This window comes from Flavobacterium suzhouense (assembly GCF_042684765.1).
Taxonomy (GTDB): Bacteria; Bacteroidota; Bacteroidia; order Flavobacteriales; family Flavobacteriaceae; genus Flavobacterium; species Flavobacterium suzhouense.
The window spans coordinates 440,629-456,592 of the sequence record NZ_JBHUMD010000007.1; the positions used below are offsets into that span (position 1 = coordinate 440,629).

A 15,964-nucleotide genomic window follows, 5' to 3' on the forward strand; every position below is an offset into this window, starting at 1 on the left:
AAATGAAAAACAACCTGCTGTTTGACTTCATTGTCGATAAGGATAAAAACACCCTTACCATAAAAAGGGAATTTGCAGCGCCAAGACAATTGGTGTGGGATGCTTATACTAAAAGCGAGCTGCTAAATCAGTGGTTTGCGCCAAAACCTATGACAACTAAAACGAAATCTATGGATTTTAGCGAAGGTGGTCACTGGATATATGCAATGATTGATCCGGATGGGACGGAGTATTGGGGTCGTATGGATTATGTGAAAATCAATCCGATCGAATATTATTCAGGACTTGATGGTTTTTGTGATGAAAATGGTAATCTTAATCCTGACTTACCACGTGCTGTATGGGATGTTAGTTTTATAGATAAAGGTGAGCCTCTATAGTAGAGAATGTTGTAACTTACAATTCGCTTAATGATATAGAGACGGTTATAAATATGGGAATGGAAGAAGGTATGAAGTCTACCCTTGAAAGACTTGATGATTTATTGAACAAACTAAGCAATTAATTATATTATGAAAAACAAGATCATTTTTGTAGTCAGCCTTCTTTTTGGGCTTCTGTTTATTGTGTTCGGACTGAACAAATTTCTAAATTTTATGCCGCCACCTCCTGAGATGCCTGAGCACTTGATGAAGGTTATGGGAGCTTTTATGACGATAGGCTGGCTTATGCCTTTGGTGGGTATTGCAGAAGTTGTTGGCGGGATATTATTTATTATTCCTAAAACGCGAGCATTTGCAGCTGTTATGGTATTTCCTGTTATGGTAGGTATCATGTTGACCAATACAGTAACCGATACATCTGGTTTGCCGATAGCATTGGTTTTCTTTGTTATTAATTTATGGGTGCTGTATGAAAACAGGAGTAAGTATGCTCCTATGTTCACAGAATAATCATTAATCTTAAATACTTAACAATGAGTGCAACAAAAATTACCGTTGAAGCAACTATTGCTGCGGGTAAAGATAAAGTGTGGGATTATTATACGAATCCAAAACATATTGTAAACTGGAATTTCGCTTCAGACGACTGGTATTGCCCGAGTGCTGAGAATGATATGAGGGTAGGAGGTAAGTATTCTTCGAGAATGGAAGCTAAAGATGGAAGTTTTGGTTTTGATTTTGAAGCCATCTATGATGAAGTGGTTGATAATAATCGTATTGTTTACACCATTGCGGATGGACGAAAAGTGATGGTTGGTTTTCAGGAAAAAGACGGTAAAACCGATGTTGAAGTAGTATTTGAAGCAGAAAGCCAAAATCCTGTTGAAATGCAGAAAGGCGGCTGGCAGGCTATACTTGATAACTTTAAGAAGTATGCTGAAAATAACTAACAAGCGGAATAAAAAAAGTCTTTGAAACTTCAAAGGCTTTTTTTGTGGTATCTCCAGTATCTAAAGGTTGTGCTTGTATATGTTACAGTATAATAGGAAAACGGCAAATGACGCAATTAATTAATTTTCAAAACATCTAAACTAATTATAAACATCTATAAATATTTGATCATTTTTTATAAATAAGTATTACTTTCTTTAAGTGTTTTCGTGACATATTTATTATATTTGATACTCATCAAAATTTAGACAGATATGGCTCTTAATTCCTTTTTTCAAATCAATTTACCATATGGTATTAAAAGAAATGCAGACGGTGAATGGTTTGCTTTTAATAGGGATTATGCTCCTTTAGGTTTTAATAAAAATGAAAGTCCCTCTGAGAATGGATTATTTAATGACTTGCCAATTCATACGAAGTATGCGAATTTAACTGATGCCAGGTTATTAGAACTTGCAGGAGATGAAAAATTTGTAAAGAGGGATGCTGACGGGAAAATTGATACAGTCTTTTTGTACATAGATAACGACCATCCTTTAAAAAACTCAAAGAATGGAGTTCCATATTTTGATAAGCTTGCAAAGCTTGGAACCATCCAAAGAAAAACTGAATAAATATTTTCTAATAAAAGGAGAGCCATTCATTTGAATGGTTTTTTTATGCCTGTTCCTATACTTAAATTAAACTAAAGTGCTTTAAAAGTTGTAATCATCAAATTATTACCGTCTTTTTTACTGTAGTTCAGTTGGCCACTTTTTGACTTAAAAAGAAAAACCCTTGAAAAATCTATTGATTATCAAGGGTTTTTCTTGGATTTTGTGGTACCTCCAGGAATCGAACCAGGGACACATGGATTTTCAGTCCATTGCTCTACCAACTGAGCTAAGGTACCGCTACAATAACTTTTAATTTTAAATCGAAAACGGATTTTCGAATAAAAAAGCCCCTGAGTTTTCAAGGGCTCTTTTTTGTGGTACCTCCAGGAATCGAACCAGGGACACATGGATTTTCAGTCCATTGCTCTACCAACTGAGCTAAGGTACCATTGCTTACATTCACTTATTTCTTGTTTTTTCAAGCTGTTCGGTGAACTTGTTTGCGGGTGCAAATATAGAACCATTTTTAAATTATCCAAAGCAAATGATAAAAAAAATCAATCACTATCTTTACGGAATAAATAAATGAGAAATGCTTTTAGCAGTTGATATAGGTAATACGAAAATTAAAGCGGCTGTCTTTGAGGATGATGTGCTTTTAGAACGCTTTGTTTTTGACAAGAATGATACAGCAGTTACTATTGAAAATATTTTTAAGAGTTATACTGAAATTACTGTTAGTGTGATTTCCTCGGTAGGGAAAGATGCTCCGGAGTTGTTATTAGAACTGGAGAAAAGAGGCAGATTGGTAATAATTGACCGCGATTTAAAATATCCTTTTACCAATAAATATGCGACGCCAGCAACTTTAGGGGTTGACAGGATGGTGCTTTCGGCGGGGACTGTGTTACTTTATCCGGGCAAAAACAGGCTTGTTATAGATGCGGGAACCTGTGTTACATATGACTTTATTGATAGCAATGACAACTACCTTGGCGGGGCAATATCTCCCGGATTACAATTAAGGTATAATGCCATGCATAATTTTACAGCAAAACTTCCGTTGTTATATCCGGAAATGCCAAAGGAATACATCGGAGATACTACTGCCGGGTCTATGCATTCGGGTGTTGTAAATGGTATGTTGCATGAGTTAGAGGGCTTTGTAAGGCAGTATAATGAACAGTATCAGGAGCTAACGATAATATTGACCGGTGGTGATGCTGATTTTTTGGCTAAAAGATTAAAAAACACCATATTTGCCAATTCAAATTTCTTGTTAGAAAGTTTGAATCTTTTATATCTATATACGATCACAAATGATTAAAAAAATTATTGCAGGCGTGTGCCTGATTTTTTCAGCGGCTGGTTTTGCACAGGAAAATAATGCGTCTCCATATTCATACTATGGTATTGGAGATGTTAAGTTTAAAGGTACCACTGAAAACAGGTCTATGGGTGGTTTGGGTATATTGCCGGATAGTATACACTTAAACCTGCAAAATCCTGCTACATATAGTGCTTTGAAATTTACAACCTATACTATAGGTGCCAGCGATAAAGCCAGAACATTAAAAGCGGATGATGGGAAAGAAACGGCTAACCGTGCCACTTTAGATTATCTGGCAGTTGCACTTCCTTTTAATAAAGTTGGTTTTGCTTTCGGACTTATGCCATTTACTTCCGTAGGATATAAAATTCAGGATAATAAGGTTGATAGCGAATCGCAAATAGAATATGTAAGACGTTTTAATGGTAGTGGAGGTATTAACCGGGTATTTTTTGGAGGGGCTTATAAGATTACTCCTAAATTAAGTGTTGGTGCTGATTTTCAGTATAATTTCGGACAGATAGAGACGAAGTCTATTGTTACCTTGCCAAGTAATGCGGTGCAGTATCCTACACGTGAGATAAATGAATCTTTCTATAATGGTGTTTCCTTTAATTTAGGTGCTACATACCAAACAAAACTAAAAAAACTTAACTGGACAAGCAGTGTTACCTATTCGCCAAAGAGTACGCTGAAAAGTACTACTGACAGGGATTTGGCGACAATTACCCTTACAGCACGTGATGCTGAAATTGTTCAGGATCAGCTGGCAACAGTTACAGTTAAAGATAACGTTGATATGCCATCGGTATTTACAATTGGTACTGGTTTCGGACAGTCAAACAAGTGGTTTGCCGGAGTTGAATATACTTCGCAAAGCAGTAATACATTAGGGGCCCGTTTTGATAATATTACTAATGTTGATTTTAAGTCGGTTTCAAGAATTGCTTTTGGAGGTTATTTTATTCCTAAATATAATTCTTACAACAGCTACCTGAGCAGAATTACCTACAGAGCAGGTTTACGATTTGAAAATACGGGACTTGTAATAAATAATGAAGATATTAATGATACAGCATTTACATTTGGAGCAGGCCTTCCTTTAGGGACAGGTTTTTCAAATTTGAATGTTGGATTTGAGATTGGCAAGAAGGGTACGACCAAGGCTAATCTTATTCAGGAAAATTATGTAAACATCATGTTGAGTCTTTCTATAAATGATAGATGGTTCGCTAAAAGAAGATACGATTAATCTAAAAAGTTCGGATTATGAAATTACTTAGGGTCTTTTTAATAAGTATGCTCGGTTTTTCTGCCCTGGCACAGACTGCTCCCAAATGTGAGGACAGTTTTAAGGTGTTTGAGGGGAAGTATTTAACCAAAGAGTATAATGATGCATATGATTTGCTTGCAGACTTAAGAAAAAGATGTCCTAAAGTAAGTGAGAATCTATATAATTATGCTGAGGTAATACTTAAATATAAGATTGAGGTGGCTACTTTGCCGGATGAGAAAAAACCTTTTATTGCAGAGCTTGTTTCTGTTTATAATGAGCAGTTACTGAATTATCCTGCGAGCAAAGGTGCGGTTAATAAGATTCAGCTGCAGTATGATTATAAATTAATTAATGACGCTGAAGCCTATAAAGCGCTCGATGCTGCTTTTGTTAAAAACAGGAAATCGTTTACTGATTATAATGTTCTGCTAACATATTATAACCTGTTTTTTGAAGAGTATAAAGCGGGAAAGGGTATTACGGATGATCAGTACTTTGATAAGTATGGTGAGATAACTGCTCAGGTGCTTAGCGCTCAGGCTGAAATTGCCAGGGAAAAAGAAGCACTTTTAAAAAAGGCGGAAAATCAGTCAATGACAGATATAGAAAGGCAATTTATTGCTGATGCCGATATCAATATTGATGGCCTTGAAAACGTGAATGAAGTTATTTTTTCACAAAGTAGAGATTATGTAAGTTGTGATAAGCTGGATGCTTATTATGCTAAGAATTATGATGCTCATAAAGCAGATTATATTTGGGTGGAGGCAATGGTAAATGCACTTTATGCTAAAAAGTGTTTTAAATCTGAAGTGTTGCAAAAAGGTGCTTTAGCGCTGGATTCAATAAAACATTCAAAGGAGTCTGTCTATAAGTTGGGTATGCTTGCCTTGAAAAAGGGAGATGTGGATGCCGGCATTAAATATCTGGACCAGTCTGCAAATCTTGAAAAAGATTTTAGTCAAAAAGCTAAAATTTATTACGAGATAGTTAATGCATCTAAAAATAAAGATAAGGCGCTTGCAAAAAAATATATTTTTAAAACGATAGAGGTAGACCCAAACAAAGTAGAGGTATATCTTGTCTTGTCGGAAATGTATGCTAACATGTCTTCAAAAAGTGAGTGTAAACTTAATGACTTTGAAAGAAAGGTGCTTAATTATCTGGCAATCGATACTGCGAAAAAGGCTGCTTCTGTAGCGAAGTATAAAGTTGCTTCTGATGAGGCTGTTAAACGATATAGTAAAAATCTGCCAACTAAAGCAGAGGCTAAAGTTTTAGGTAAGAAAAAAGGGGATGTTATTACATTTGGCTGTTGGGTCAACGAAAGTGTAACTCTTCCAAATTTATAATTCATGAAATTGTATAGAGGTATAGCTGTTGTAACTGTGGCTTTTATTGCTTTGCTGTTTTCATGCGAAAGTAATTTTAAAGATGTTCAGCGTATAAACAGTGTTGCGTTTAGTCCTTCCGGAGAAACGGAAAATATTAATCTTAAATACACCGATTCAGGTAAGGTTAAGGCGGTGCTTGTAAGTCCGTTAATGTATGATTATTCTAATCTTGAATACGGATTTAATGAGTTTCCTAAAGGTGTGCATGTAACTCTTTTTGATGATAGCGGTAAAAAAAGCTATATTGAGTCTGATTATGCTATTACCTATGAAAAAACATATATCATCGATTTGCAGGGTAATGTAAAGATTACCACTGATGATGGTAACAGGCTTGAAACCGAACAGCTTTTCTATGACAGGAAAAATGAATGGTTTTATACCGAGAAAAAGTTTAAATTTACAAATAAGGAGGGTAGTCTCCTTGAGGGGCCCGGGGTAGATTTCAGTAAAGACTTTAAAGTGGTTAATGCGCAACAAAACCGTGGGCATATAAACAATATCAGCGACAAATAATGAAGACTTATTTTAAAATTTTTCCATACGTATTCCTGATTCTTGGAATACTTTTCCTTTATGATGCTATAACGAGGCTGAGAAGTGGGGAGGATGCTGTTGTTAGTTTTCTTTTTGTTGGTGCGTTGATTTTCATGTTTTTCTTTCAGAGATGGAAATACAGGAAATTTACAGATTCGCATAAAAACGAATAATTATGGAGCTAACGATGATTATTATATGTTTGCTTCTTTCAGCATTCTTTTCGGGGATGGAAATAGCATATATCTCATCGAATAAGGTTTATCTTGAAGTTGAAAAGAAACAATCTACAATTATTTCAAAAGTACTTGCGCGACTTATAGAAAAACCTGCCCAGTTTATTACTTCGATGCTTGTTGGGAATACCATTGTTTTAGTGTTGTATTCTTATTTTATGGGAAGTGCGGTTTTAAGATGGTTTTCTGCAGGGTATGTACTGCACCCTCTGTATAGCCTTTTTCTTCAGATATTTATATCTGCATTTTTACTGCTCATTGCGGCAGAGTTTATTCCTAAGATTTTTTTTCAGGTTTATGCAAATCAGTTGATTAAGATTTTTGCATTGCCGGCCTATGCTTTTTATTGCCTGTTTTATTGGGTGTCTCGTTTTGTTATTCAGGTGACGGATTTTATCCTGGTAAAAGTTTTCAGGACTCAGGGTGATCGTAAAAGGTCTTTTTTTAGCAGGGGTGAATTAGGTAATTACATTACCGAGCAGCTTATTGGTGCTGATGAGCAGGAAGAGGTGGATTCTGAAATACAGATTTTTCAGAATGCACTTGAGTTCTCAGGATTAAAGGCGCGCGATATCATGACGCCCCGTACTGAGATTGCTGCTGTTGAGTTGAACGATTCAGTTTCTGAGCTTAAAGAACTTTTTATAGAAACGGATTATTCTAAGATGGTCGTTTATCAGGATACGCTTGATAATATTGTTGGTTATATACATTCTTTTGAACTGTTCAAAAAGCCTAAAACTGTTAAGGAGGTCACTATATCAATTGAATACGTGCCGGGAACTATTTATATCAAAGAGCTTTTGAATTTGCTTACAAGAAGGCGTAAAAGCATGGCTGTCATATTGGATGAATATGGCGGAACCGCAGGAATTGTTACGGTTGAGGATATAATAGAAGAGCTTTTTGGAGAAATTGAAGATGAGCATGATGATGAGGAAGAGCTAGCCGAAGAGGTGATTTCGGAAGGAGTGTATCTTTTGTCGGCGAGGCTTGATGTAGAGTATGTTAATGAGGAATACGGGCTTGATATTCCTGAAAGCGACTCTTATCTTACCCTTGGAGGCTTTATAGTGCATAATGTAAAGGAAATACCACGAACAGGGGAAAAACTAGTGTTTCAAAACTTCGAAATTTCGATAGAACAGGCGTCTTCTAAAAAGATAGAGCTTGTAAAAATCCAGCGATTACAAGGGAAATAAAAAAAAATGCAACTTCATGCGAAAATATATCGTCACTACTTTTATTATTAAACAGATAATTGTATTTTCGCCCACTGATATAAAATTTTAACAAACAAAAAAATGGCGGTTTTATCAAAAATTAGGCAGCGTTCATTAATTCTGATACTGGTTATAGGCTTTTGCTTACTGGCTTTTATAATAGGTGATATTATAAACAGTGGTGGCTTTGGTGTTACCAGAAATGTAGGAAGTGTTAATGGTAAAGATATTCCTGTTCAGGATTTTCTGCAAAAAGTAAATGATGTTCAGGCAAGGCAGCAGGGTATAAGCCCTACTCAGGCAGCAAACGCTGTTTGGAGCCAGGAAGTTGATAACATTCTTTTTGAAGAAAGATTTGAAAAAGCCGGTCTTAGAGTAGGTAAAGATCATATCTTTAATGTGTATGCTCAGGATCCTCAGGTTGCTCAAAATCCGCAATTCCAAAATGCATTAGGTAAATTTGATAAGGCTAAATTCAACGAATTCCTTGTTAATATGAAAACTACAAACCCTGCTCAATGGCAAATGATTGAGAAGAATAAAGGTCTTGTAGAAAATGCAGCAAAAAAACAACTTTACCTTACGATGGTAAAAGCAGCTTTCTTTGCTACAGATGCCGATGGTAAAGCTAAATATGCTTCTGAAACTGACAAAGCTTCATTTGATTATGTGTTTGTTCCTTATAGCAGCATCAATGATGATCAGGTTAAAGTTTCTGATGAGGAGCTTGTAGCCTATATGAAGAAAAACGAAAAGAAATACAAATCAGAGGCTTCTCGTGACCTTGAGTTTGTATTGATTGAAAATAAGCCTTCTCAGGAAGATGAGGCTGAGATGAAAAAGGAGATCAACTCTTTACTTCTGCCTAAAGTAGAGTATAACGAAACTACTAAAGCTAACGATACTGTGCCTGGATTTGCAAGTGTTGCAAACAATGAAGAGTTTGTAAACAAATATTCAGACATAAAGTATGATACTACTTATGTAACTAAAAAACAACTTCCGGTTGAGTTTGCTGAGCAAATTTATAACTTAGGAAAAGGTCAGGTGTTTGGTCCTTACATCGACAACGGTTACTACAAGCTGACTAAAATGATCAACAAAAAAGGAAATGCTTCTGCTAAAGCAAGCCACATTCTTGTAGCTTTCAAAGGTGGTGCGGCTCCGGATCCGTCAATAACAAGAACTAAAGAAGAAGCTAAAGCTAAAGCTGATGACCTTTTAAAGCAGGTTAATGCTAACCCAGGAAACTTTGCTATGCTTGCCATGACTAATACTGATGATCCTGGTTCTAAACAAACAGGTGGTGAATATGATAACATTATGCCAAACCAAATGGTTAAGCCATTCAATGATTTCGTGTTCAATAATCCTGTTGGAACTACTGGTGTTGTTGAGACAGATTTTGGTTACCACGTAATCAAAGTAACCGGTAAAAACGAAGCAGTTCAGCTTGCTACTGTTGCTCAGAAAATTGAGCCTTCTGAAGCTACAACTGACGCTATATTTACTAAAGCTTCAAAAATGGAAATGGAAGCTGAAGAGAAACCATTTGCTGATCTTGCAAAAAGCTTAAGCCTTACAGTAACTCCGGCTAATAAAGTTATGGCTAACGACGAGAACATTCAGGGAATCGGAAGCCAGAGAGGTATTGTTAAATGGGCTTATTCTAATGATACTAAAGTGGGAGATGTTAAGAAATTTGACATCCCTCAGGGACACGTAATCGTTAGACTAAAAACTATCAACGAAAAAGGTGTGCTTCCTATCGAAGAAGCTAAAATATCAGTTCTTCCAATCGTTCGTAATGAGAAGAAAGCTGAATTGATCAGAAAGAAAATGGAAGGTACAAGTGTTGAAGCTGTAGCTCAAAAAACAGGTTCTACAGTTGCAAGTGCTGTTGATGTAACTCTTGCTAACCCTACAATTGCTAATGTTGGTTCTGAACCAAAAGTTGTTGGTAAAGCATTCGGTCTGTCTGCAGGTAAAACATCCGGGCTTATCGATGGTCAGCTTGGAGTATTCATGGTAAGAACAAAAACAATTGCAAAAGCTCCGGCGCTTCCTAATTATACTGCTTTCACTTCAAGACTTAATGGTGAAGCAAGACAACAAGTTCAGGGAAGACTTTCTAATGCACTTAAAGAAAATGCTGATATCGAAGATAACAGATCAGAGTTTAACTAATCGATCGCGTTATTCACTATATAAAAGAAAACCGGCTTCAGGCCGGTTTTTTTTATGTGTTATAATTTTAAATTTTGTGTAAGACTTTGGTAGGTTAATTTTTTGTTATTTTTCTTTTTAAGAGTTTTTTTTTAAATCAGTGGGATTAACTTTGCCTAATATGATAATCTCATAATTTAATTATTAAAAGCACCGGACATGCTAAAACGTATTAATAAGGTTAGAAAAAGTATAATGATTGGCCTAACCAAAAATGTTGGTAAATCACGTATTAATACAAAATCCGGCGGGAATATAAAGCGTATTCTTATAAACAGGCCCAATCACAGGTTGGGTAATCTGTTGCTTATTACTCCTCTTTTACAGGAAATTCATAATACCGTTCCGGGATGTAAAGTTGATCTTTTTGTGAAGGGTGGGCTTGCCCCAATTCTTTTTGAAAATTATCAAAATGTATCCAGGATAATCAAATTGCCTAAGAAGCCTTTTAAAGAGCTTTTTAAGTATATGAATGTATGGGTAAAATTGAGGAAGCATCGTTATGATATGGTGATAAACCTTGATAAGGATTCATCTTCAGGGAGATTGTCTACACAGTTTGCAAGCGCGTCTAATAAAGTGTTTGGTGAGAACATAGAAGAGCTTCAGATGCAATTCAGGGATTATGTTCATATGGGTAAAAGGCCTGTATATTTATTTCGTTATTATATGCAGATGTTGGGTTATGACAGAATGCAGCAACCCATTCCTAATCTTGATATAAAACTAACGGCTGAAGAACTTTTTGAGGGTAAAAAAAAACTTGAAAAGATTGTATCACCCGAGAAAAAAACTATTTCAATCTTTACTTACGCAACCGGTAGTAAATGTTATGATGAGAACTGGTGGGATACATACTACAATAAGTTACTTAAAGCATTTCCGGAATATAATATTGTTGAAGTGTTGCCGGTAGAAAATATTTCTAAAATAGGATTTAAAGCGCATTCTTTCTACAGCAAAGATGTAAGGGAGATTGCGGCTGTGATAGCCAACAGTGCAATATTTATTGGAGCTGATAGTGGTATTATGCATCTTGCTGCTTCTTCACAGGCGCCTGTAGTAGGTCTGTTTTCAGTTACCAAGCCTGAAAAATATGAACCCTATGGAAACGGCAGTATAGCTATTGATACCAATAAGGTGGATTTCGATGAGAATATTGCTAAGGTTAAAAAGATACTTAGCAGTCAGCAATCTGAATCACTGCAATACGCTTAATCTTTATTTATAATCATGTCTTTATATGGGATTACAGTCTCAAATCCCTTTGATTTAAAATAGGCTTCCGGATTTTCATTGGCTGCGGCCAATATAAAATCACCACCCCATGCGCCAAGACTTTTTAGCGTCCCCTTAAAATCAGAGAATAAATCCTCTTTTACAGTTTTGAGTTCTAAAACGTTACTCATTAAAGCTGAGTGCTTGTCAAGCAATTCGCAAAAACGATTAAAATCTTCTGTTTTGTACGCTTCTTCGATAATGGTATTCACTTCATTGATTAGTACCGGGATTTCAGCTGTCTTTTCTTTATAGCGTATGACTGAAGCACGCGTGTTTTCCTTTTTATTAAGGTAAACAAAATATAATTTGTCTAAAAAAGCAGGGTTAAAGCTGATGGTTTTAACAGTTGGTTTGTTTTCTATTATCTGATAGATGATAGGAGTGTTATGCTGTGCGCAGGCGATGTCGTAACCGCTTCCTCCAAAGCTATGCTTTAAAAGTTCGAATGCGTCAATCTCAAACCATTGGGCTATATTATTGATGAGTGTCGAAGAACTGCCAAGTCCCCAGTTTTTTGGAAATGTCAGACGCGATGTTGTTTTGTAGCCTGTGTCTGGAGCTAAAACTGCCGGATTTGCTTTATGGGCATGGTGCAGAATGTCAATGAGTGTGTCGGTTATAGCATTACCGGTTCTTCTGTTTTCATGAATGGTTTGATAGCTTAATGATGCTTTAAACCATGACTTTCCGTTAGCGTCCAAACTTTCCCATTTTAAGATGTCTGTATCATAATCTTCTATGTCCAGATGTTGCCCATAAATAGTTGGTACAGCAAAAGCTTCGGAGCCGTCAATGACGGTATATTCACCTATAAGTAATAGTTTTCCGTTACTGTAAAAAGTCTTCTTCAATGCGTTCAGGGTTGTTGGTGCGTAACTCGGTTATGTAATCAGCTACTGCAGAATGGCTTACTGTGTTTTTTTCAAAATGTTTTACAGCCTGTTTTTTTTCATGGTCATTGGCGCCAAGCTGGTTCAGTATGTTCATCAGGTGCATTTTCATGTGTCCCTGCTGTATTCCGGTTGTGGTAAGTGAACGTAATGCTGCAAAGTTTTGTGCCAAACCGGCAACAGCAACAATTTGCATAAGTTCGGCTGCCGAAGGCTTACCAAGGAGTTCGTGGCAGAATTTTACAAGTGGATGTAAAGTGGTAAGTCCGCCAACGGTGCCTAATGCCAATGGGATCTCAAGCCAGAACGTAAATATTCCGTTTTCAATTTTTGCATGAGAAAGGCTGCTGTATTGTCCATCTTTAGAGGCATAGGCATGTACTCCTGCTTCTACGGCTCTGAAGTCGTTTCCTGTGGCTACAATTACAGCATCAATGCCGTTCATAATGCCTTTATTATGGGTAACCGCACGGAAAGGTTCAATTTCTGCAATCTTAACGGCAGTAAGGAACTTTTCTGCAAATTCTTTTGAGCTAACGCTTGCGTCTTCGTGCAGTTCTTCTATAGGGCATGAAACTTCAGCTCTGACAATACAATTAGGAACATAATTGGAAAGTATGCTCATAATTACCTGTATGTGTTTTTCGTCTTCGGTAAATACGTCACAATTAAACGCTTCTTCTTTTACTATTTTAGAGAAACGTTCCAGGCATGAATTGATGAAGTTAGCTCCCATGCTGTCTTTGGTTTCAAAAGTAGCATGCAGCTGATAGTAGTTAGCAAGTTCACTGGTTTTATCTCTTAATTCGATATCAAGAATACCGCCGCCACGAGCCTGCATATTTTTGGTAAGGTCTTGTGAGCCTTCAAAAAATTTAGGTTTTATGTCATTGAAAAAAGCAGAAAGCTTTTCAAAACTTCCGTTGAAAAGAAAGTGTACCTGACCGATTTTTTCGGTGTTGAGTACAGTAGCTTTAAATCCGCCGCGTTTTGCCCAAAATTTAGCAGCTTTAGAAGCGGCAGCAACAACCGAACTTTCTTCAACTGCCATCGGGATTGTGTAATTTTTGCCGTTAATGACAAAGTTTGGTGCAATTCCGAGAGGCAGGTAAAAATTGGTTATGGTGTTTTCGATAAACTCATCGTGCAATTTCTGGAGTGATTCGTTTGAGTTCCAGTAATTTTTTAGCAGTGAAATAGCTTCTTCCGGTTCAGAAAAATATTCTTCAGCGATCCATTTAATTTTTTTTTCTTTAGTCAGTTTTGAGAAACCTGCAATTGCTTTGCTCATTTTCAGTTGCTTATAATAATAGTGTGGTGCAAAGATACGCTTTACTAAACGGATTTGCTAAAATTATTGTATTAGCAAAAACTCAGTAAAAATGCATTTAACAAAAAAAAGCACTCATTATTCATAAAAAATTACTAAAATTGGAAGTTTTTTACCGTACGCGAAATGAAATATATTAAAAGGTCACTTTTCTTATTTATACTGGCAGTAATGCCGGCTGCTGCTCAGCAAAAATTAACTCTCGAACAAATATGGGGAGGCCAATTCAGGCTCCAGTACATGGATGATCTTCAGGCTATGAAGAAAGCCAATCAGTATACTGTGCTGAATTTGAACAGGGCTACGAAAAGCAATGCTGTTGATCTGTATGATTTTGCTACACTGGATAAGGTTAATACCCTTATTAACTCTAAAAATTTCACTCAGTTAGAAAACGGAATTGACAGTTATACTTTTAGTGCCGATGAGAAGAAATTGCTGATTGCTACAAATTCGGAGCAGATATTCAGACATTCATTTGTGGCCGACTTCTATATTTATGATATCGGTTCGAAAACGTTATCTAAAGTAGCTGAAGGTAAAATTCAGGAGCCAACATTCTCAGCAGATAATTCTAAAGTCGCTTATGCTTTCCAGAATAATCTTTATGTGTATGATGTTGCTTCAAAAAAGGCTTCTCAGGTCACTACTGATGGAAAAAAGAACGCGATCATTAATGGTATAACCGACTGGGTATATGAAGAGGAGTTTGCTTTTGTAAGGGCTTATGACTGGAATGCGTCAGGGGATAAGATCGCTTATATCCGTTTTGATGAAACTGATGTTCCGGAATTTTCAATGGATGTTTATGGATCAAGTCTTTATCCTATACAGGATGTTTTCAAATATCCAAAAGCAGGTGAGAAGAATGCATTAGTGTCATTACACATATATGATGTTAAGGCAGGTACAACTAAAAAGATAAACCTTGGTAATTATAATGACTTTTATATTCCTCGCATAAAATGGACAAACGATGCCCAGACTTTAAGTGTTCAGGTAATCAACAGGCACCAGAATGATCTGGATCTTCTTTTTGTTGATGCTAACAGCGGAACTCCTAAAGTTGTGCTTAACGAAAAAGACAAAGCCTACGTAGATATTACAGATAACCTGACTTTCCTTAACGATAACAGCTTTATCTGGACAAGCGAAAAAGATGGTTATAACCATATTTACCATTATGCCAAAACTGGTAAGCTTATCACCCAAATCACCAATGGAGCATGGGAAATGACAGCCTACTATGGTTTTGATGATAAAACAGGAAACATTTTCTATCAGTCTACAGAAAACGGGTCAATTAACCGTGATGTGTACAGGATAAACCTGAATGGTAAAAATAAAGTAAGACTTACACCTAATACAGGTACTAATTCGGCAACTTTCAGTCCGAATTTCGAATACTTCATCAATACATTTTCAAGTTCATCAGTTCCAACAACATTTACGCTTCACAGCGCAAAAGATGGTAAAAAGGTAAAAGATATCCTTAATAATGATGCACTTAAAAGTAAACTTGCCGATTTCAACCTTCCGGTAAAAGAATTCATGGTGCTTAAAACTGAAAAAGGCCAGGAGCTGAATGCATGGATGATAAAACCGAAAGATTTTGATCCAAACAAAAAATATCCTGTATTTATGTATCAATATAGCGGCCCGGGTTCTCAGCAGGTAAACAACGACTGGAACGGTTATGACGATTACTGGTTCATGATGCTTGCACAACAAGGCTATATTGTAGCTTGTGTTGATGGTCGTGGTACAGGCTTTAAAGGTGCTGAATTTAAAAAAGTAACCTATAAAGAGCTTGGTAAGTATGAAGTGGAAGACCAGATTGATGCTGCTAGGACTATAGGTAAATACAGTTATGTTGATGCGTCACGTATCGGTATCTTTGGATGGAGCTATGGTGGTTTTATGTCTTCTAACTGTATACTAAAAGGAAACGATGTATTTAAAATGGCTATCGCTGTAGCTCCGGTAACCAACTGGAGATTCTACGATTCGGTTTACACAGAAAGATATATGCAAACGCCACAGGAGAATGCGTCGGGTTATGATGATAATTCACCAATTAACCATGTAAGTAAGCTAAAAGGTTCTTATTTATTGATACATGGTTCGGCTGATGACAATGTCCATGTGCAAAATACCATGAGAATGGTTGAGGCACTTGTTCAGGCTAACAAGCAGTTTGACTGGGCTATTTACCCTGATAAAAACCACGGTATTTATGGTGGTAAGACGAGGCTTCAGCTGTATACTAAAATGACCAATTTTATCAAAGAAAAACTATAAAACAGGCATA

Annotated in this window: 15 protein-coding genes and 2 tRNA genes; 13 read left to right on the forward strand and 4 right to left on the reverse strand. The window is 36.5% G+C overall.

Going from position 1 to position 15,964, the window contains the following annotated elements; translation table 11 throughout:
- Window positions 1-2: 2 nt before the first annotated feature.
- The 4 genes from ACFSR3_RS07245 (at window position 3) to ACFSR3_RS07260 (ending at window position 1,948) form a co-directional block, all read left to right on the forward strand.
- Window positions 3-380: an SRPBCC family protein gene (locus ACFSR3_RS07245; RefSeq protein ID WP_379820363.1), complete on the forward strand. Its 378-nt coding sequence runs from the start codon at window positions 3-5 to the stop codon at window positions 378-380.
- A 132-nt stretch (window positions 381-512) separates the two neighbouring features.
- Entirely contained in the window at window positions 513-893 is a 381-nt protein-coding gene (locus ACFSR3_RS07250; RefSeq protein WP_379820364.1) for a DoxX family membrane protein, read from the forward strand.
- Window positions 894-916: 23 nt separating this feature from the next.
- Complete coding sequence (locus ACFSR3_RS07255; protein ID WP_379820365.1) at window positions 917-1,333, forward strand: SRPBCC family protein; 417 nt, start codon at window positions 917-919, stop codon at window positions 1,331-1,333.
- Window positions 1,334-1,588: 255 nt separating this feature from the next.
- Window positions 1,589-1,948 carry a hypothetical protein gene (locus ACFSR3_RS07260; RefSeq protein WP_379820366.1) on the forward strand — a complete coding sequence of 120 codons (360 nt, stop codon included), beginning with the start codon at window positions 1,589-1,591 and terminating at the stop codon, window positions 1,946-1,948.
- A 205-nt stretch (window positions 1,949-2,153) separates the two neighbouring features.
- Here ACFSR3_RS07260 and ACFSR3_RS07265 read toward each other — a convergent pair.
- Together ACFSR3_RS07265 and ACFSR3_RS07270 are read right to left on the reverse strand one after the other, a co-directional pair.
- Window positions 2,154-2,226: transfer RNA gene (locus ACFSR3_RS07265), tRNA-Phe, on the reverse strand.
- 79 nt (window positions 2,227-2,305) lie between these two features.
- Window positions 2,306-2,378, reverse strand: a tRNA-Phe gene (locus ACFSR3_RS07270).
- 144 nt (window positions 2,379-2,522) lie between these two features.
- On the opposite strand from ACFSR3_RS07270, the gene ACFSR3_RS07275 reads away from it, so the two are divergent.
- The 8 genes from ACFSR3_RS07275 to ACFSR3_RS07310 all read left to right on the forward strand — a co-directional run bounded on the left by ACFSR3_RS07275 (window position 2,523) and on the right by ACFSR3_RS07310 (window position 11,370).
- Window positions 2,523-3,257 carry a type III pantothenate kinase gene (locus tag ACFSR3_RS07275; RefSeq protein WP_379820367.1) on the forward strand — a complete coding sequence of 245 codons (735 nt, stop codon included), beginning with the start codon at window positions 2,523-2,525 and terminating at the stop codon, window positions 3,255-3,257.
- A complete protein-coding gene (locus tag ACFSR3_RS07280) occupies window positions 3,250-4,512 on the forward strand; it encodes a hypothetical protein (protein WP_379820368.1) in 1,263 nt (420 codons plus the stop codon). Before ACFSR3_RS07275 ends, ACFSR3_RS07280 begins: the two co-directional genes overlap by 8 nt.
- Window positions 4,513-4,529: 17 nt before the next feature.
- Window positions 4,530-5,888, forward strand: a complete 1,359-nt coding sequence (locus ACFSR3_RS07285; RefSeq protein WP_379820369.1) for a tetratricopeptide repeat protein — start codon at window positions 4,530-4,532, stop codon at window positions 5,886-5,888.
- 3 nt (window positions 5,889-5,891) lie between these two features.
- Window positions 5,892-6,446, forward strand: a complete 555-nt coding sequence (lptC, locus tag ACFSR3_RS07290) for an LPS export ABC transporter periplasmic protein LptC (protein ID WP_379820370.1) — start codon at window positions 5,892-5,894, stop codon at window positions 6,444-6,446.
- The gene (locus ACFSR3_RS07295; protein WP_379820371.1) at window positions 6,446-6,640 is read left to right on the forward strand and encodes a hypothetical protein; all 195 of its coding nucleotides are present in this window, start codon (window positions 6,446-6,448) and stop codon (window positions 6,638-6,640) included. The genes lptC and ACFSR3_RS07295 overlap by 1 nt, the downstream gene beginning before the upstream one ends.
- Window positions 6,641-6,642: 2 nt before the next feature.
- A complete protein-coding gene (locus ACFSR3_RS07300) occupies window positions 6,643-7,905 on the forward strand; it encodes a hemolysin family protein (RefSeq protein ID WP_379820372.1) in 1,263 nt (420 codons plus the stop codon).
- Window positions 7,906-8,007: 102 nt separating this feature from the next.
- Complete coding sequence (locus ACFSR3_RS07305; protein WP_379820373.1) at window positions 8,008-10,113, forward strand: peptidylprolyl isomerase; 2,106 nt, start codon at window positions 8,008-8,010, stop codon at window positions 10,111-10,113.
- A gap of 198 nt (window positions 10,114-10,311) precedes the next feature.
- Window positions 10,312-11,370 carry a glycosyltransferase family 9 protein gene (locus tag ACFSR3_RS07310; protein WP_379820374.1) on the forward strand — a complete coding sequence of 353 codons (1,059 nt, stop codon included), beginning with the start codon at window positions 10,312-10,314 and terminating at the stop codon, window positions 11,368-11,370.
- On the opposite strand, the gene ACFSR3_RS07315 is transcribed toward ACFSR3_RS07310, so the two are convergent.
- Window positions 11,367-12,284, reverse strand: coding sequence for a GYDIA family GHMP kinase (locus tag ACFSR3_RS07315; protein ID WP_379820375.1), 918 nt, complete (start codon window positions 12,282-12,284; stop codon window positions 11,367-11,369). The genes ACFSR3_RS07310 and ACFSR3_RS07315 overlap by 4 nt on opposite strands.
- Window positions 12,262-13,614 carry a hydroxymethylglutaryl-CoA reductase, degradative gene (locus ACFSR3_RS07320; protein ID WP_379820376.1) on the reverse strand — a complete coding sequence of 451 codons (1,353 nt, stop codon included), beginning with the start codon at window positions 13,612-13,614 and terminating at the stop codon, window positions 12,262-12,264. Before ACFSR3_RS07320 ends, ACFSR3_RS07315 begins: the two co-directional genes overlap by 23 nt.
- Window positions 13,615-13,779: 165 nt before the next feature.
- Between ACFSR3_RS07320 and ACFSR3_RS07325 the strand changes: the two genes are divergently transcribed.
- A complete protein-coding gene (locus tag ACFSR3_RS07325) occupies window positions 13,780-15,954 on the forward strand; it encodes a S9 family peptidase (RefSeq protein ID WP_379820377.1) in 2,175 nt (724 codons plus the stop codon).
- The last annotated feature ends 10 nt before the right edge of the window (window positions 15,955-15,964 follow it).

What these genes read in the sequence shown, in the direction of transcription:
- ACFSR3_RS07245 (WP_379820363.1), top strand. Translation starts at nt 3, where the DNA reads ATGAAAAACAACCTGCTGTTTGACTTCATTGTCGATAAGGATAAAAAC.
- ACFSR3_RS07250 (WP_379820364.1), top strand. Translation starts at nt 513, where the DNA reads ATGAAAAACAAGATCATTTTTGTAGTCAGCCTTCTTTTTGGGCTTCTG.
- ACFSR3_RS07255 (WP_379820365.1), top strand. Translation starts at nt 917, where the DNA reads ATGAGTGCAACAAAAATTACCGTTGAAGCAACTATTGCTGCGGGTAAA.
- ACFSR3_RS07260 (WP_379820366.1), top strand. Translation starts at nt 1,589, where the DNA reads ATGGCTCTTAATTCCTTTTTTCAAATCAATTTACCATATGGTATTAAA.
- ACFSR3_RS07275 (WP_379820367.1), top strand. Translation starts at nt 2,523, where the DNA reads ATGCTTTTAGCAGTTGATATAGGTAATACGAAAATTAAAGCGGCTGTC.
- ACFSR3_RS07280 (WP_379820368.1), top strand. Translation starts at nt 3,250, where the DNA reads ATGATTAAAAAAATTATTGCAGGCGTGTGCCTGATTTTTTCAGCGGCT.
- ACFSR3_RS07285 (WP_379820369.1), top strand. Translation starts at nt 4,530, where the DNA reads ATGAAATTACTTAGGGTCTTTTTAATAAGTATGCTCGGTTTTTCTGCC.
- lptC (WP_379820370.1), top strand. Translation starts at nt 5,892, where the DNA reads ATGAAATTGTATAGAGGTATAGCTGTTGTAACTGTGGCTTTTATTGCT.
- ACFSR3_RS07295 (WP_379820371.1), top strand. Translation starts at nt 6,446, where the DNA reads ATGAAGACTTATTTTAAAATTTTTCCATACGTATTCCTGATTCTTGGA.
- ACFSR3_RS07300 (WP_379820372.1), top strand. Translation starts at nt 6,643, where the DNA reads ATGGAGCTAACGATGATTATTATATGTTTGCTTCTTTCAGCATTCTTT.
- ACFSR3_RS07305 (WP_379820373.1), top strand. Translation starts at nt 8,008, where the DNA reads ATGGCGGTTTTATCAAAAATTAGGCAGCGTTCATTAATTCTGATACTG.
- ACFSR3_RS07310 (WP_379820374.1), top strand. Translation starts at nt 10,312, where the DNA reads ATGCTAAAACGTATTAATAAGGTTAGAAAAAGTATAATGATTGGCCTA.
- ACFSR3_RS07320 (WP_379820376.1), bottom strand. Translation starts at nt 13,614, where the DNA reads ATGAGCAAAGCAATTGCAGGTTTCTCAAAACTGACTAAAGAAAAAAAA.
- ACFSR3_RS07325 (WP_379820377.1), top strand. Translation starts at nt 13,780, where the DNA reads ATGAAATATATTAAAAGGTCACTTTTCTTATTTATACTGGCAGTAATG.